Consider the following 14,569-nt stretch of genomic DNA (forward strand, 5'->3'; position numbering starts at 1 on the left):
CGGATAGAAAGGCGGAAACCATATGCTGCAGCAAAAATGGACACCTCAGCGCATTTGGTTATTAGTCGGATACGCAGCAGCGGCAGCGGCATTATTCTCTGCTCCGATGTTCGCAAGCGATTTTCGACTCAACTTATTGGCGAAATTTCTGGCCTTTGCGATTGTGGCGCTCGGCCTTGATCTCATATGGGGCTATACCGGCATCTTAAGTCTCGGACACGGCATTTTCTTCGGACTTGGCGCTTATGCGATGGGCATGTACTTGAAGCTAGAGGCAAGCGGAGGCAAGCCGCCTGACTTCATGGGCTGGAGCGGACTTCGGGAGCTGCCGTTATTCTGGAAACCGTTCGAGAACTTCGGCTTTGCGGTTGCCATGGGCATACTCATCCCATCGATACTCGCCCTTGTGCTCGGCTACGTTACATTTCGTAATCGGATTAAAGGTGTGTACTTCACGATTCTGACCCAAGCGCTCGTTATTATTACGACGACGCTGCTCGTCGGGCAACAAGCCTTCACAGGGGGGACGAATGGGATTACCGGTTATTCCACCGTTCTTGGCGCATCGCTTGGATCTGCGGATACGAAGCGTATCCTGTATTGGATTACGGCCGCCGTGCTGATCGGCGTGTTTATCCTATGCCGTTATATTGTCGGCAGCCGCTTCGGCAAGGTGCTGCGCGCGATTCGTGACGGTGAGAATCGCGTACGGTTCATCGGTTACAATCCGGCGATCTATCAAATGGTTATATTTACAATTTCGGCAGCCATCGCGGGTATCGCAGGTATGCTGTTTATCCTCCATGTCGGCATTATTTCTCCATCCATGCTTGGCATTGTGCCGTCGATTGAGATGGTGCTATGGGTAGCGATTGGCGGACGAGGCACATTGATCGGCGCCGCGCTGGGAGCTATCGTCATGAACTGGGCGAAAAGCGAATTCAGCACCGCTTATCCGGAAGGCTGGTTATTCTTCATGGGCGGATTATTCGTTGTCGTCGTTGTATTTATGCCAAAAGGCATTTCGGGCTTAATCAGCCAAATTAAATTCCGCAACAAAAGGAAGGAGAAGGAGCATGAGGGAGTCCGCAATCCTGCAGTGTGATGATGTGACGGTGGAGTTTGACGGCTTCAAGGCGATTCAAGGAATGGACCTCAAGCTGGAGAAGGGAGAGCTTCGTTTCTTGATCGGGCCTAATGGAGCGGGCAAGACGACGATGCTGGATGTGATCTGCGGCAAAGTTCGCCCGTCCAGCGGCAAGGTAACGTTTGACGGCAAGATCGATATTACGAGGAAGAAAGAACATCAGATTGCCGAGCTCGGCATCGGGCGCAAGTTCCAAGCGCCGTCGATCTTCCCTTCAATGACAGTGCACGAGAATTTGGAAATCGCGATGCGCCAGAGGCGCTCTGTGTTCGCGACAATGTTCGCGAAGATGGGCGATGACGAGCGTTCGCGGATCGAACATCAATTAGAGATGATCGGTCTGCAGAGCAAGGCATCCTGGCGTGCAGGCGGCTTGTCGCATGGAGAGAAGCAGTGGCTGGAGATCGGCATGATGCTGCTCCAAGAGCCGGAGATTTTGCTGCTTGACGAGCCTGTAGCCGGAATGACCGATAAGGAAACGGATAAGACGGGCGAGCTGCTGCATGAGATTGCCCGCATGCGTTCAATCGTAGTTGTAGAGCATGACATGGAGTTTGTCCGCAACTTCGCCAGCAAGGTGACGGTTATGCACGAGGGCAGGCTGCTCAAGGAAGGTTCGATGGATGAGGTACAGCGCGATGATCGCGTAGCGGAAGTGTATTTAGGGAAAAGGCGGGATGCCGATGTTAGCCGTTCAACAGCTTGAGGCGGGTTATGGCGAAAGCATTATTTTGCGCAATGTGACGCTTAAGGTGAAGCCGGGGCAAGTTGTTTGTTTGCTCGGCCGCAACGGCGTCGGTAAGACGACACTAATGAAGAGCATTATGGGGCTGTTGAAAGCGCGCGGCGGCTCTGTTGCCTATAATGGAGCGGATCTGACGAAGCGTGCGCCTGGGCAGCGGGCAAAAAGCGGCATTGGCTACGTTCCGCAAGGCCGTGAAATATTCGCGCAGCTCTCGGTATATGAGAATCTGCTGCTTGGGCTGGAAGCATCGAAGACGAAGGTGACGGCGATTCCCGAAGAAGCGATTGCGAAATTTCCGGTATTGCCAACGATGTACACGCKGCGCGGTGGTGATCTAAGCGGCGGGCAGCAGCAGCAGCTTGCGTTCGCAAGGGCGCTGGCCTCTAAGCCGGAAGTGCTTCTGCTTGATGAGCCCTGCGAAGGTATTCAGCCGTCAATCGTCGATGATATTCGCGACGTTATCCGCTCGATCAAGTCTGACGGCAAGACAGCCGTGCTGCTCGTGGAGCAGAGCTTGGAGTTCGTCAAGAGCATCGGTGATTACTTCTACATTTTGGAGAAGGGCGCTATCGCTTGGGAAGGCGGACTGGATGCGCTGAATGACGAGGTTGTTCGCAAATATTTGACGGTATGATCGTTGTGGGAATAGGAAGAGCGCCGCTCCTTGGATAGGAGCGGCGCTCTTTGTGTATTTTAGGGAAGCCGATCATAAATGCTTGTCGATAATGGCTTGATAGGCAGCTTTCGGCCGCAGCCCAATCAGTTTCTCCATGGGCACTCCGTTTTTGTAGAGAATAACGGTCGGCATGCTCATCACCCCTGCTTCCGACGCAGCGCCGGGTAGATCGTCGCAGTTTACTTTAATGATGCGGATGGAATCAGCGTAGGCCTCGTTTAGCTCCTCCAATATAGGGATCAATGGTTTGCAAGGCGGGCACCAAGGTGCGTTATAGTCAACAAGAGTAACTCCTTCGTTAATGGTTGCGCGTAGAACGGCTTCGTTCTCGGCATTCAGAAGACCCATTGTAATCACGTTCCTTTCATTAAAAGATGGTTAAGGTGTTGTATCCTGCTGAAGCGAAGCGATACGATCGATCAAATTCGCTTTAATTTGATTAAGCTCAACAATCTGACGCTCGATTTCTTCCAGCTTTCGCTGATAGATCGGCATCACCTGTGTGCAGAACGCCTCCTTATTCTGAAGGACGCACGTAAGGAAGCTGGCGATCTGTTCCGTCGACAAGCCCAAATTCAAATAAAGCTTGATCGTCTCAACGGTTTGGACGGTAAGCGGCGAGTATTCGCGATAGCCGTTTGTTTGGCGGATAGGCGTAATAAGCCCTTTTTGCTCGTAGTAGCGCAAGGAACGGATGCTGACTCCCGTCTCGCGCGATAATTGACCAATTTTCATCATAAAAAGCCCCCGGGGTATGACGTTCCAAGCAGAGTTGGCATATAATGCGCCTCGCTCTTGGAATGGTTTAATGTAAGTATAAACGCTGACATTAATGTCAGGGTCAATAGATTTTTTACCGGCTATCGCCATCACTAAATTTGGTCAACTAAACCATTTGCAACTATTTGTAAAAAGTGATATCATAAAAATATCAAAACAATATAAGGAGTGACGCTTATGAAAGAGAAAAAGGCGTGGTACGTAAGCGGTTATATGGCATTGTTGGTGGCGATTATTGCGACGGTAGGCGGTATTCTTCTGATCGCTAACGGAGCATCGGAGATCGATCCGTCTCCATTGCTGATCGGAATCGGCATATTTCTTTTCTTTTTTGCGATAATCTGTTTGACGTCTTTAAGCATTGTTCAGCCTAATGAGGCTAAGGTCGTAACGTTCTTCGGGACATACTTGGGAACAATCGTAGAAAGCGGACTATGGATGGTGGCACCGCTGACAAACAAGAGAAAAGTGTCGCTTAAGGTGCGCAACTTCAATAGCCAGACGCTGAAGGTCAATGATGCCGAAGGCAATCCGGTCGAGATTGGCGCAGTCGTTGTCTTCAAAGTACATGATACGGCAAGCGCGACGTTCGATGTCGATAATTACGAGCGTTTCGTCGAGATTCAAAGCGAGACGGCGGTGCGGCATATTGCGGCTCAATATCCGTATGACACTTACGGAGCGGATGATGTATTGACGCTGCGCGGCAATGCGGATGAAGTAGCGGCCGAGTTGCTTAAGGAGCTGCAAACAAGGCTTGTTGTTGCAGGTGTACAAGTGCTGGAGACGAGACTTACGCATCTTGCTTATGCGCCTGAGATTGCAAGCGCCATGCTGCAGCGGCAGCAGGCAATGGCTATCGTAGCAGCAAGACAGAAGATCGTCGAAGGGGCGGTCGGTATGGTGGATATGGCGCTTAAGCAGTTGGAGGAGAACGGAATCGAGCTTGATACGGAGCGGCGCGCGGCAATGGTCAACAATCTGATGGTAGCGATCGTATCGGATCGTTCGGCTACCCCGGTTATTAATACCGGATCGCTCTACACTTAACGGGCTAATCGAATGGGAAAAGAAAAGAAAGCGTTCGCGCTCCGATTAGATCCCGAACTCCATCGCGCGCTTGAGTTATGGGCTGCGGACGAATTCCGCAGCGTGAACGGCCATATTGAGTTTCTGCTGCGCGAGGCGTTAGGTAAGGCAGGCCGGTTGAAGGCAGCACGTCCTCCTATGCCTCCGAGCGATTCAGATGATGAGCATCAAGCTTGAAATTGAAAGAGAAGACAGGTGACCGAAACCTAATCGGTCACCTGTCTTTTTTATTTTCAAATATTGGAGCGGAGAAGCATTACATTATTACCGCATACTGCATAGGCCTCACAACAATACTATTTATGTAATGTGGGAAAAACGAAACGACCTAAAGAAAACACACCTCTTATCCTAAGTTCGCGCATTGTAAGGGGTTGCAGATCAGAGCATAATGAACACATCCACAAATAAGGGGGATACACAAATGAACAAAATGAATGGCATATTGAAAGTAGCTATGGCAGGTACGCTGGCGCTTAGCCTTGCGGCATGCGGAGCTAACAACGGCAACAACGAAGGCACGAACACTGGCACGAACGGTGGTACCGACAACGGCGGTAAGAAAGACAACATCACAATCACGTTCCAAAACATTTATCCGGACCCTACCGATCCGAAAAACGGTATGATGAAAAAAATCGTAGCTCAATACGAAAAAGATCATCCGGGCGTGAAGATCGAACTCGACTCGCTAAATACGGACCAACAAAAAGTAAAGCTCAAAACACAAGCAGCATCGCGTGAAGTTCCAGACATTACGGTTGTTAACCCTGCTGCACAAATGCAACCTTTCGTAGATGCGAAGCTGTTCGCTCCGCTGAACGACATGGTAGCGGAGAATGGTCTGAAGGACACGTTCCAAGAAGGTATTCTTGATTTCTACTCGTTCGACGACAATCTGTACGCTTTGCCGGACGGTAACAACATCGGCCTTGTGTACTACAATAAAGAGCTGTTCGACCAAGCTGGCGTGAAAGTGCCAACAACGTTCGAAGAAATGGTACAAGTCGTTAAAGATTTGAAAGCTAAAGGCATTCAGCCAATGGCAATCGGCGAGAAAGACACTTGGACAGGTTCGTTCTTGTTCATGAACGTATTGCTTCGCACGAACGGCCCTGGCTTCCTGCAAGAAGTTATTGACGGCAAGAAAACATTCGAAGATCCAGCATTCACGGAAGCTGTTGAAGCATTCCAAAGCTTGATCCAAGCTGGCGCATTCCAAGAAGGCGCAACATCGTTCGACTACAATGCCGGCGAGAACCTGTTCAAAACAGGCAAAGCAGCTATGTACTACATGGGCAGCTGGGCAACTGGAGGCATCGAAACTTCGTCCGTTAACGGTAAAGTGGGCGTCTTCAAATTCCCTACTGTAAACGGCAAAGGCGATCCTAACGAATTCATGCTTGCACCAGGCAGCGCGTTCGCGATCTCCGCAGACAGCAAGCACCTGGAAGAAACAAAAGATTTCTTGAACTACTTCATGCTGAACTTCCCTAAAGAAGCTTTCGAAGTTAAAGGCGCAGTAGGTCTTGCACAAAAAGTAGAAGGCGACTTCAAAGCTGCCGGCTACTCCGATATGGCAATGGAAGTTCTGGGCATGTTCAAAGACGTTAAAGGCGGAGACCTTGCGTTCGATAACACGATGAACCCTGGTACAGCTCAAGGTCACTTGACTAGCATCCAAAACCTGTTCGTTCAAAAAGTCGAGTCCGCAAAAGTATCCAAAGAGCATCAATCGGCTTACGAAAGCAACAAGAAATAAGACTAAGCTTTAAATAAAAAAGTAGAGATAACGCGGAGCGGAGGGGTTCTTGCTTAAGACCCCTCCGTTATCGTGTTCACATTTCGCCAGTGAGCGAACCAAAACTGTTGATTGTTTTTGCAATTTTGTATAAGGAGGAGCGCGAGATGAACGTACTGAAGGTTTCAAAATTTACTATTGCGCTGTTCGTACTACCATGTTTGCTGCTATACGTACTGCTTGTATTCGTACCCATCATCGTATCGATGTACAGCGGGTTGCTGGATTGGAACGGTATTGGGGAGTCGACGTTCGTTGGCTTGGACAACTTTAAAACGATGTTTTTTGACGATGCCGTGTTCTGGCCGTCTGTACGCCGCACCTTGATGTTTGCCGTGTTCTCTATGGCGGAGATTCCAGTCGTGCTGTTTATTGCTATTTTGTTGAACCGTTATGTGAAAAAACCGAATTTCCTCGTATCGAGTTATTTTCTGCCGATTATTTTGTCGGTCGTTATTATCGGGCAACTATGGAAAACCATCTATAACCCGGCTTCGATGGGCGGTATGCTCAATCAGGTTCTAGAAGCAGTTGGATTAGGCTCTTGGACGCAAGCTTGGCTTACAGATCCGAGCATTGCGATGTACAGCTTGTATTTCGTAGCCCTGTGGCAATACTTCGGCTACCACTTGCTCATTCAGTTTACTGGTATTCAGAACATTCCGGCCGATGTGTACGAGGCGGCTAAGATCGATGGTGCCGACGGGCTCAAGGCCGACTGGTACATCACCTTCCCAATGAATATTCCGATCTTTAAGATATCGATCGTTCTTGCATTTATAGGTTCCCTACAAGCGTTCGACTTGACGATGGTTATGACGGGCGGCGGTCCAGCGCATGCGACCGACCTCATCTCAACACATATGTACAATATGTCGTTCCTGTCGATGAAGTACGGTTACGGAAGTGCCATTGCGGCATTCCTCGTGCTTGTCTGCTTGGTCGCAACGTTCATTATCAACTTCGTCTTCAACAAAGTAGAACGGAAATACACGTAACGTAAGGAGGGAACAACCATGAGTCAATCAATCGGGGCCGGCGCAATTAAGCCACAGGCGAGAGTGAGAGGGAAACGGAGCTTTAGTATCGGCAAAATCGTATCGTATATTTTGTTCGGCATTCTGCTCGTTACCCAGTTGTATCCGCTCCTCTGGCTAGCCATATATTCGCTTAAGAGTAATGAAGAAATATTGTCGGGCAGCTTCTTCGCCCTTCCGGCATCGCCGCAGTGGGTCAACTTCACCAATGCTGTCGAGTCGGGCAATTACTTCAAATATTTGTACAACAGCTTGTTCGTTACGACGATTACAATGGTCGGGGTATTGCTGTTAGCCTCGCTCGTATCGTTCGCAATTAGCCGCTTCCGTTGGAAATACGGGCAGGCGGTCATGCTGATCTTCCTGATCGGGATGATGATTCCGATGCAGGCAACGTTGCTCCCGCTGATGTTGATTTTCAAGAACATCCACATTCTCAATACGCACGCATCGATCATTTTGCCGTATATCGCATTCCAAACACCGATTGCCGTGTTCATTCTCAGCGGCTTCATGAGAACCATTCCTCATGAGATCGAGGAATCGGCCGTTGTGGACGGAGCGGGCGTGTTCCGGATATTCTGGAACATCATCCTGCCGGTATCGATACCGCCGATGATGACCGTATGTATCTTAACGTTCATCAACATCTGGAACGAATATATACTCGCATCCACATTCATTTCGTCCGAAGCGCTTAAGACGCTGCCGTTCGGGGTGAACAGCTTCGTTAGCCAATATTCCGTCAACTACGGTGCCATCGGGGCGTTCCTCGTACTCGGCGCGTTGCCGGTAATCATTATTTACTTCCTACTTGCCGATAAGATTACGAAGGGCATGGTAGCAGGTGCGGTGAAGGGTTAATCCCTTCGCCGTTTTTGTCATTTCAGCAATAGAGAGGGGGGAGCGGGCATGTTGCGAAGGTGGAACCGGCATTCCATTCGAAGCCGGCTGTTTCTGTTATTTCTCATATCGACGATGACCCTCCTCATTCTCGTATGCGTGCTCTATTACCAGAAGACGACCCAAATCATTCATTCAAAGATCAGCGATCTTGCCGAGAAAAATATTTCGCAGACGGTTGGACTGTTCGATCTGCTACTGGAGGGCTATGACAGTGTCACGAAGTCGCTGAGCAGCAACTCCGAGCTGACGCGGCTCGTAATGGAGAAGGATCGCGAGGAAGTGGATGAAGCGGTCGGCTTCATTAGCGAACGATCGATTACGAATTTGCTCGGGGCGGCGTATTACTCGCGGGATGATATTATCGGCATTCATATTATATCGACGGGCGGCAAGGTGTACAGCTATGAACGCCGATTCGCCGGCATCGTCGATCGCAACTACAGCTCGACCGACTGGTACCGGAAGCTCGTCGAATCGAACGGGAAAATGGTTTGGCTCGGGTTGTCGCAGGGATCGTTGATTAATAGCATTTTGCAGCAGGATACCGTATTCGTTTTTGGTCGTCAGCTGTATGATTTCAACAATTACAAGCCAATCGGCATTCTTCTAATCGAGACCGATCCGAAGCCGATTATGTCGGCCTTGTCTAACGTTACGATCAGCCCCAATAGTAGAGTTTATATCGTAGATCCCGACAATCGTGTCATTGCGACGACCGATCCAGGTATCTCCACCGACGATGATAAGCAGAAGCAGTATCCGTCCTTCAACGGGTTGCCTAGGCCAGTCGGAAACGAAATCGTCATCGACAACGGAACGGATCAGCTTATTGTATCGGCTAACGCGGCGATGGCTAATTGGACCGTATTCGGATTAACTCCGAAAGCGGATATAAGCGCGGAGCTTGCACAGACTAGACTATATTTATTGATCGTTATAGCGGCCGTCATCGTTCTGTCTACAGTGCTGGCAAGCTTAATCTCGCGCAATATCGCGAAGCCCCTCAAGCTGCTCATTCGTGAGATGAGACAAGTTGAGATGGGTAACTTCCGCGGTGCGGTGAACGTCAATTCGTACGAGGAGATCAACAGCCTCGTATCGTCCTTCAATCGGATGGTACTGCGGATGGACGAATTGATCGAACGAATAACACTCTCCTCCATTAGTGAGAAGAACGCAGAGCTGCAGGCGCTGCAGTCCCAGGTGAACCCGCATTTTCTATATAACACGCTTGATATGATTTACTGGATGCTGGACGAGCGGGAGAATGACCGTCTTGGACGCGTGATTCTTTCTTTGTCGCAAATGTTCCGCTACAGCAGCCACTGGGAGGAAGCATCCAAGACGACGCTGCGGCAGGAGCTTGATCAGATGCGACATTATATGACCATTATTGAGAATCGGCTTGAAGGCCGGGTAGCGACGGAGATTGAGGTCGAGGATCGCTGGCTCGACGCTCCGATGCCGAAGATGACTCTGCAGCCGATTATCGAGAATGCGGTGAAGAGCGGTCTTGAACCGCTTGATCAGGGTCGGCCGGGTATATTGCGGGTATACGCGAAGGCGGATGAGGAAGCTAGAGAGCTGCGTATCGTTATATCTGACAACGGAATAGGCATGAGCGAGGAAACGCTTGAACATATTAGACGATTGATTAAAGAGCCGGTATTCGGCAGAAGTACTCAGAGCGAGCCGGGAATCGAGCCTGTAAGGCGCGGGATTGGTCTTCCCAACGTTCATCATAGGCTGGTCATTATGTTCGGCGAGTCTTACGGGCTTCGCATTGATAGCGTACAGGAGGAAGGGACGACGGTTGTAATCGTTATGCCACTTCCCGTCTTATAGGAAGGAGGATGGTAAGATGAATATTTTGATTGTAGATGACGAGAAGGTAATCAGGGAGGGGATCAAGCGGACGCTTGAGAACCACTTTAAAGATCACGCGGTTTTTCTGGCGAGCAATCCGGAAGAAGCGGTAATGCGGCTGCGCAGTGATCGGATCGATGTCGTGCTAACCGATATATTGATGCCGGGCATGTCGGGGCTGGAGCTGATGAAGCTGACGGCAGACAGCTATTCGCATATGAAGTGGGTCGTCATCTCGGCTCATTCTGAATTCGCATATGCCCAGGAAGCGGTTCGGCTTGGCGCAAAAAATTATTTGCTCAAGCCAATCGGTAAAGAAATATTGATTGAGATGATCGAGAAGCTGGGCGAGGAAATTATGCGCGAGAAGGAATTGACGTTGGACGTCGAGCTTCTGAAAGTGAACCGCAACTACTTGCGCGAGGCGGTGTTCCAGCGCTGGGCGTCGGGACTCGACATTGGGCGTATCGATGTAACCCCGTTCATGGAAAGCCATCCTCACTTTCATCTCATTATGGTGAAGATGGATAGCGAGAAGGTAGTCCACTTGGAACATTTCATTATCGAGAATGTGCTTAGTGAGCTGATCGGTCGTTACGGTAAGGGTTTCGTGACTATTCATGATAACAAGAGCTTGCTCGGTCTCATTACGCTTGAGGAGGGGCGTACGCTGGCCTCGCTGCTCGAGGAATTGCGCTCACACCTCATCAAATACTTGCGCGTCCCTTTCCAGATCATGCATACGGAGCAGATCGAGGATGTGAATGCGATACCGACCGAGGTGCACCGGATGAGGCAGGCTTCCTCGACACAGGTATATGAGCATTATGCGAGCGGCGGCGATCAAGCCATTGAAGTCGCCCAACAATATATACGCACCCATTATCATGCCGATCTGTCGCTTGAGAAGGTGGCTTCTATCGTCTACTTGAATCCGGTCTACTTCAGTCAGCTGTTCAAGCAGAAGACGGGCCTGGGCTTTAAGGAATATGTCATCGGTCTGCGAATGGAGCAGGCGAAGCAGCTGCTGCTTAATCGGAAACTTAAGCTTGCCGACGTCGCGGAACGAATTGGATACCAGGATATTCGACACTTCTCCCAGCTATTCCGCAAGAAATACGGCGAAACGCCATCGGAGTTCAGGCAGAAGAGCGATGCCGTGCAGGCGGAGTAGCGGGTATTTAGGTTGAATCAACAAGAAACGAGCTGTGGAAGAAATCCCAGGCTCGTTTTTTTTTTATTAAGAAGTTCTTCATAATTATCGTGAAAGGATATTAAGAAATCTCGATTACTATTAAAATATGGAAAGAGAATAGCTGCCGGGAAAGCGGGGAAGGGCATGGAGCAGTACGTTGTGCTTGTCGTAGACGATGATCAGGAAATCCGCGATGCGATCGAGATTTATTTGAAGAACGAGGGCGTCTTCGTACGCAAGGCGAAGGACGGTATGGAAGCTCTGGATATGATTAATGAGCATCCTGTTCACCTTATTATTTTGGACATTATGATGCCTAGATTGGACGGAATAGCTGCTACCTATAAGATTCGCGAGAAAAAGAATATACCGATTCTTATCTTGAGCGCTAAGAGCGAGGATGTCGACAAAATATTAGGGCTTCACGTAGGGGCGGATGATTACGTGACGAAGCCGTTTAATCCAATGGAGCTTGTAGCCCGCGTAAAGTCGCTATTGCGCAGATATGTGAACTTAGGAGCTTATGAAGGTATACGCAAGGCGATTGATCTGAACGGACTTGGCCTCGATAAGGAGGCTAAGGCAGTGACCGTTCACGGTGAGCCGGTCAAGCTGACGCCGATCGAATATAAAATTGTGGAGCTGCTTATGACGAATGCCGGGCGGGTCTTCTCCATTAACGAGATCTACGAGCGCGTATGGAATGAGCAGGGCTACAATGCTGAGAACACGGTTGCCGTACATATCCGCAAAATCCGCGAAAAAATCGAAATCGATCCCAAAAATCCGAGATACTTGAAGGTGGTGTGGGGAATTGGATACAAAATGGAGAAATAGATTATCCGTGTTTGTCTATGCGCTGTTATTCATTGTCGGACTAAGCGGACCGTTGACATTGATCTCCTTGAGCGACAACTATATGCATCGCAATTATTACCATACGCCGGAATTTCAAAACCAACTGGACGGTTTCGCTCAATTTTTGAACTTGTTCGAGCTGAATGCGGTATCGCCCGAGGATGCGAAGGCGTCTATTGCGGTTAGCGAGGATGAGATTTACGAGTATCGCAATGGGCTTGGTTCGTTCACCGATACGATGGCTAATGTCAAGAACGAATACGAACCTCGGATTGAGGAAGCGCTGGCGGCGGGCAATCAAGAAGCGGTAGATTTCTACACGGCGGAGCGGGATCAGAGAATAAAAGAAGCCACAAGGGTATTCCAGGATGACGAGTATGTCAGAACCGTACTCATGAAAGAAAAGGAACAAAGGATTGAAATTTATTATGAGGAGCGGGAAAACTTCCGCGGCGAATATAACGACCTCAAGATGCAGTTCGATTATTACTTCAAAAATAGCATGAATGGAAAAGTTGTTACGAATCTTGGCATTCTGCAGGAACAATTAGCTAACCGCAAGATGATTGCTGACGACAAGTTCACGACCAGCTATACGGTATCTTCTAATCTACCCTTTCATGAATGGATTTCGAACCATGATCTGATCCACCCCCCATTCGACTCGTATGAAGGGATTGTAGGGGTGTCGGATAAGAGTCGCATCGTTGACGAAGCAGATCGTTATCGACAGGAGCAAATCCTATTGCTTCTCTATGCCGTGTTCGGCTTAGCGGCGTTTATCGGATGTGTCTATCACTTCAAGAAGGTGAAGGCAATGCCGGCAGAGCAAGGGAACTGGGCGCTCTATTACAGCAAGCTGCCTATCGATGCCAAAGGTCTGCTGCTCTTGGCAACGGGGTTACTCGCAATGGGGCTGCCACTTACCGTGTCGGATCAATTCCAAATGATATTCGAGCAGCCATGGATCTACGGCAGGAAGCTTACCGTCATAATCATAATTGCCTCCGTATGCTGGGCTGCTGTAATCATGCAAGCGCAACTGCTGGCGGCAGAGCGACTGGATAGAGAGAGTGCCAAGCATCAATGGAAGCAAGGCTTGTCGTACCGGACGGGCAAGCATGTGAGGTCTTACTTCGTACACCTATACAATGGTATGAAAGATGCATTTCTCATCAAAAGCACAGGTGTGCTGCTCATGGTTTTGTTGCTGATTGTATTTGGTTTGGGCGCCGCCAGCAACTTGCTGTTCTATGGCAGCTATTTTAAATTAGATTCCGCGACGGCAATTGTTTATTTGGCTCTGCTTGTATTCATAGGAATTCCTGTTGTTATTGTCCTCGTGAAGAAAGTAGGCTACCTGAACCGAGTAGCGAGAGCGGCAGACGAATTGGCAGCCGGCAGCATGGGTCAGGAGCTACCGGTAAGCGGGAAATCGATGCTCGCTGCGATGGCTGCCAATATGAACGTATTGAAACGAGGCGTTCGGACGCTGCAGAATGAACAGGCGCGGAGCGAGCGGCTTAAGACAGAGCTAATAACGAATGTAAGCCATGATCTGCGGACGCCGCTTACATCGATCATTACGTATACGGGACTATTGAAAGCGGAAGACGTATCGAGCGAGGAAAGATTGGCTTATATCGATATCATCGATCAGAAGTCGAAGCGGCTGAAGGTGCTGATCGACGATCTGTTCGAAGTGTCGAAGATGGCAAGCGGCAACGTGGAATTAACGCTTGCACAGGCCGATCTTGTCCAGTTATTGCAGCAGGCGCTCGGTGAATATAACGATGTTATTGAAGGCTCTAGCGTTCAATTCCGCATCTCTATGCCTGAAACGCCGGTGTATGCGAGGGTAGACGGCCAAAAGCTGTGGCGCGTGTTCGACAACTTGATCGGCAATATGGTGAAGTACTCATTGGATCATTCGCGAGCCTATATAGCGATGCGTACAGAAGACCAACACGTACATGTCACGTTCAAAAATATATCCAAATATGAGTATAGCGAGGATGGAGAGGAGCTGCTTGAACGGTTCAAACGCGGCGACACGTCCCGGCATACGGATGGCTCGGGCCTTGGTCTGGCGATCGCCAAGTCGATCGTCGATCTCCATGAGGGCCGTCTCGTTATCGAGACAGACGGAGACTTGTTCAAGGTTATTGTCATTCTGAAGCTGGAAGGCTAATGAAAGAGGCGCGGCTGCACAAATTCCGCTTCATGCGAAACATGCGCAGCCGCGCCTTTTGGATTGATAAGCTAGCCCGCCGCAGGGAACTGCACATCAACGCCGTCAATGTTGTTATTCCATTGCACCTTAGCGCCGAACGCTTGCGCTAGGAAGCGGAGAGGCACGTAGGTCCTTCCTTGATAGGAAAGTGACGCTGCAGGCATCACAACACTCTTGCCATCGAGGGTCGCTTTCGTATCGTATACTTTGAAGGCAAGCAGTTGCTTACGGTAAGA

General features: G+C 49.6%; 15 protein-coding genes. 12 read left to right on the forward strand and 3 right to left on the reverse strand.

What is annotated here, in order from left to right; translation table 11 throughout:
- Window positions 1-22: 22 nt before the first annotated feature.
- Genes urtC through urtE form a run of 3 tightly spaced genes read left to right on the forward strand, consistent with a single transcriptional unit; the run spans window position 23 to window position 2,526 of the window.
- A complete protein-coding gene (urtC, locus tag AC1DF0_RS30730) occupies window positions 23-1,105 on the forward strand; it encodes an urea ABC transporter permease subunit UrtC (RefSeq protein WP_477577295.1) in 1,083 nt (360 codons plus the stop codon).
- A complete protein-coding gene (gene urtD / locus AC1DF0_RS30735; protein ID WP_442050056.1) occupies window positions 1,077-1,853 on the forward strand; it encodes an urea ABC transporter ATP-binding protein UrtD in 777 nt (258 codons plus the stop codon). The genes urtC and urtD overlap by 29 nt, the downstream gene beginning before the upstream one ends.
- A complete protein-coding gene (gene urtE, locus AC1DF0_RS30740; protein WP_477577297.1) occupies window positions 1,831-2,526 on the forward strand; it encodes an urea ABC transporter ATP-binding subunit UrtE in 696 nt (231 codons plus the stop codon). Before urtD ends, urtE begins: the two co-directional genes overlap by 23 nt.
- Window positions 2,527-2,598: 72 nt before the next feature.
- Here the strand turns inward: urtE and AC1DF0_RS30745 are convergent, their stop codons facing one another.
- Together AC1DF0_RS30745 and AC1DF0_RS30750 are read right to left on the reverse strand one after the other, a co-directional pair.
- Window positions 2,599-2,916, reverse strand: coding sequence for a thioredoxin family protein (locus AC1DF0_RS30745; protein ID WP_442050082.1), 318 nt, complete (start codon window positions 2,914-2,916; stop codon window positions 2,599-2,601).
- A gap of 30 nt (window positions 2,917-2,946) precedes the next feature.
- Window positions 2,947-3,303 (reverse strand): MerR family transcriptional regulator, encoded by a 357-nt coding sequence (locus AC1DF0_RS30750; RefSeq protein ID WP_477577311.1) that lies wholly within the window; start codon window positions 3,301-3,303, stop codon window positions 2,947-2,949.
- A 222-nt stretch (window positions 3,304-3,525) separates the two neighbouring features.
- On the opposite strand from AC1DF0_RS30750, the gene AC1DF0_RS30755 reads away from it, so the two are divergent.
- The 9 genes from AC1DF0_RS30755 (at window position 3,526) to AC1DF0_RS30795 (ending at window position 14,291) form a co-directional block, all read left to right on the forward strand.
- Entirely contained in the window at window positions 3,526-4,398 is an 873-nt protein-coding gene (locus AC1DF0_RS30755; protein WP_477577299.1) for an SPFH domain-containing protein, read from the forward strand.
- Window positions 4,399-4,410: 12 nt separating this feature from the next.
- Window positions 4,411-4,614 (forward strand): type II toxin-antitoxin system antitoxin, encoded by a 204-nt coding sequence (locus AC1DF0_RS30760; RefSeq protein ID WP_442050053.1) that lies wholly within the window; start codon window positions 4,411-4,413, stop codon window positions 4,612-4,614.
- A gap of 247 nt (window positions 4,615-4,861) precedes the next feature.
- Complete coding sequence (locus AC1DF0_RS30765) at window positions 4,862-6,199, forward strand: extracellular solute-binding protein (protein ID WP_442050052.1); 1,338 nt, start codon at window positions 4,862-4,864, stop codon at window positions 6,197-6,199.
- Between the two features lie 146 nt (window positions 6,200-6,345).
- Window positions 6,346-7,236: a carbohydrate ABC transporter permease gene (locus tag AC1DF0_RS30770; protein WP_442050051.1), complete on the forward strand. Its 891-nt coding sequence runs from the start codon at window positions 6,346-6,348 to the stop codon at window positions 7,234-7,236.
- Window positions 7,237-7,254: 18 nt separating this feature from the next.
- On the forward strand, window positions 7,255-8,139 hold the full coding sequence (locus AC1DF0_RS30775; RefSeq protein ID WP_442050050.1) for a carbohydrate ABC transporter permease: 885 nt from the start codon (window positions 7,255-7,257) through the stop codon (window positions 8,137-8,139).
- Between the two features lie 48 nt (window positions 8,140-8,187).
- Window positions 8,188-10,026, forward strand: coding sequence for a sensor histidine kinase (locus AC1DF0_RS30780; protein WP_477577302.1), 1,839 nt, complete (start codon window positions 8,188-8,190; stop codon window positions 10,024-10,026).
- A gap of 16 nt (window positions 10,027-10,042) precedes the next feature.
- Window positions 10,043-11,221: a response regulator transcription factor gene (locus AC1DF0_RS30785; RefSeq protein WP_442050048.1), complete on the forward strand. Its 1,179-nt coding sequence runs from the start codon at window positions 10,043-10,045 to the stop codon at window positions 11,219-11,221.
- Window positions 11,222-11,386: 165 nt separating this feature from the next.
- A complete protein-coding gene (locus AC1DF0_RS30790) occupies window positions 11,387-12,079 on the forward strand; it encodes a response regulator transcription factor (RefSeq protein ID WP_442050047.1) in 693 nt (230 codons plus the stop codon).
- Window positions 12,057-14,291, forward strand: coding sequence for a sensor histidine kinase (locus tag AC1DF0_RS30795; protein ID WP_477577304.1), 2,235 nt, complete (start codon window positions 12,057-12,059; stop codon window positions 14,289-14,291). Before AC1DF0_RS30790 ends, AC1DF0_RS30795 begins: the two co-directional genes overlap by 23 nt.
- Window positions 14,292-14,362: 71 nt before the next feature.
- On the opposite strand, the gene AC1DF0_RS30800 is transcribed toward AC1DF0_RS30795, so the two are convergent.
- A partial coding sequence (locus AC1DF0_RS30800; protein ID WP_477577306.1) for a copper amine oxidase N-terminal domain-containing protein occupies window positions 14,363-14,569 on the reverse strand: 207 nt, incomplete at its 5' end.

The organism is Paenibacillus sp. 05T425, assembly GCF_056396205.1.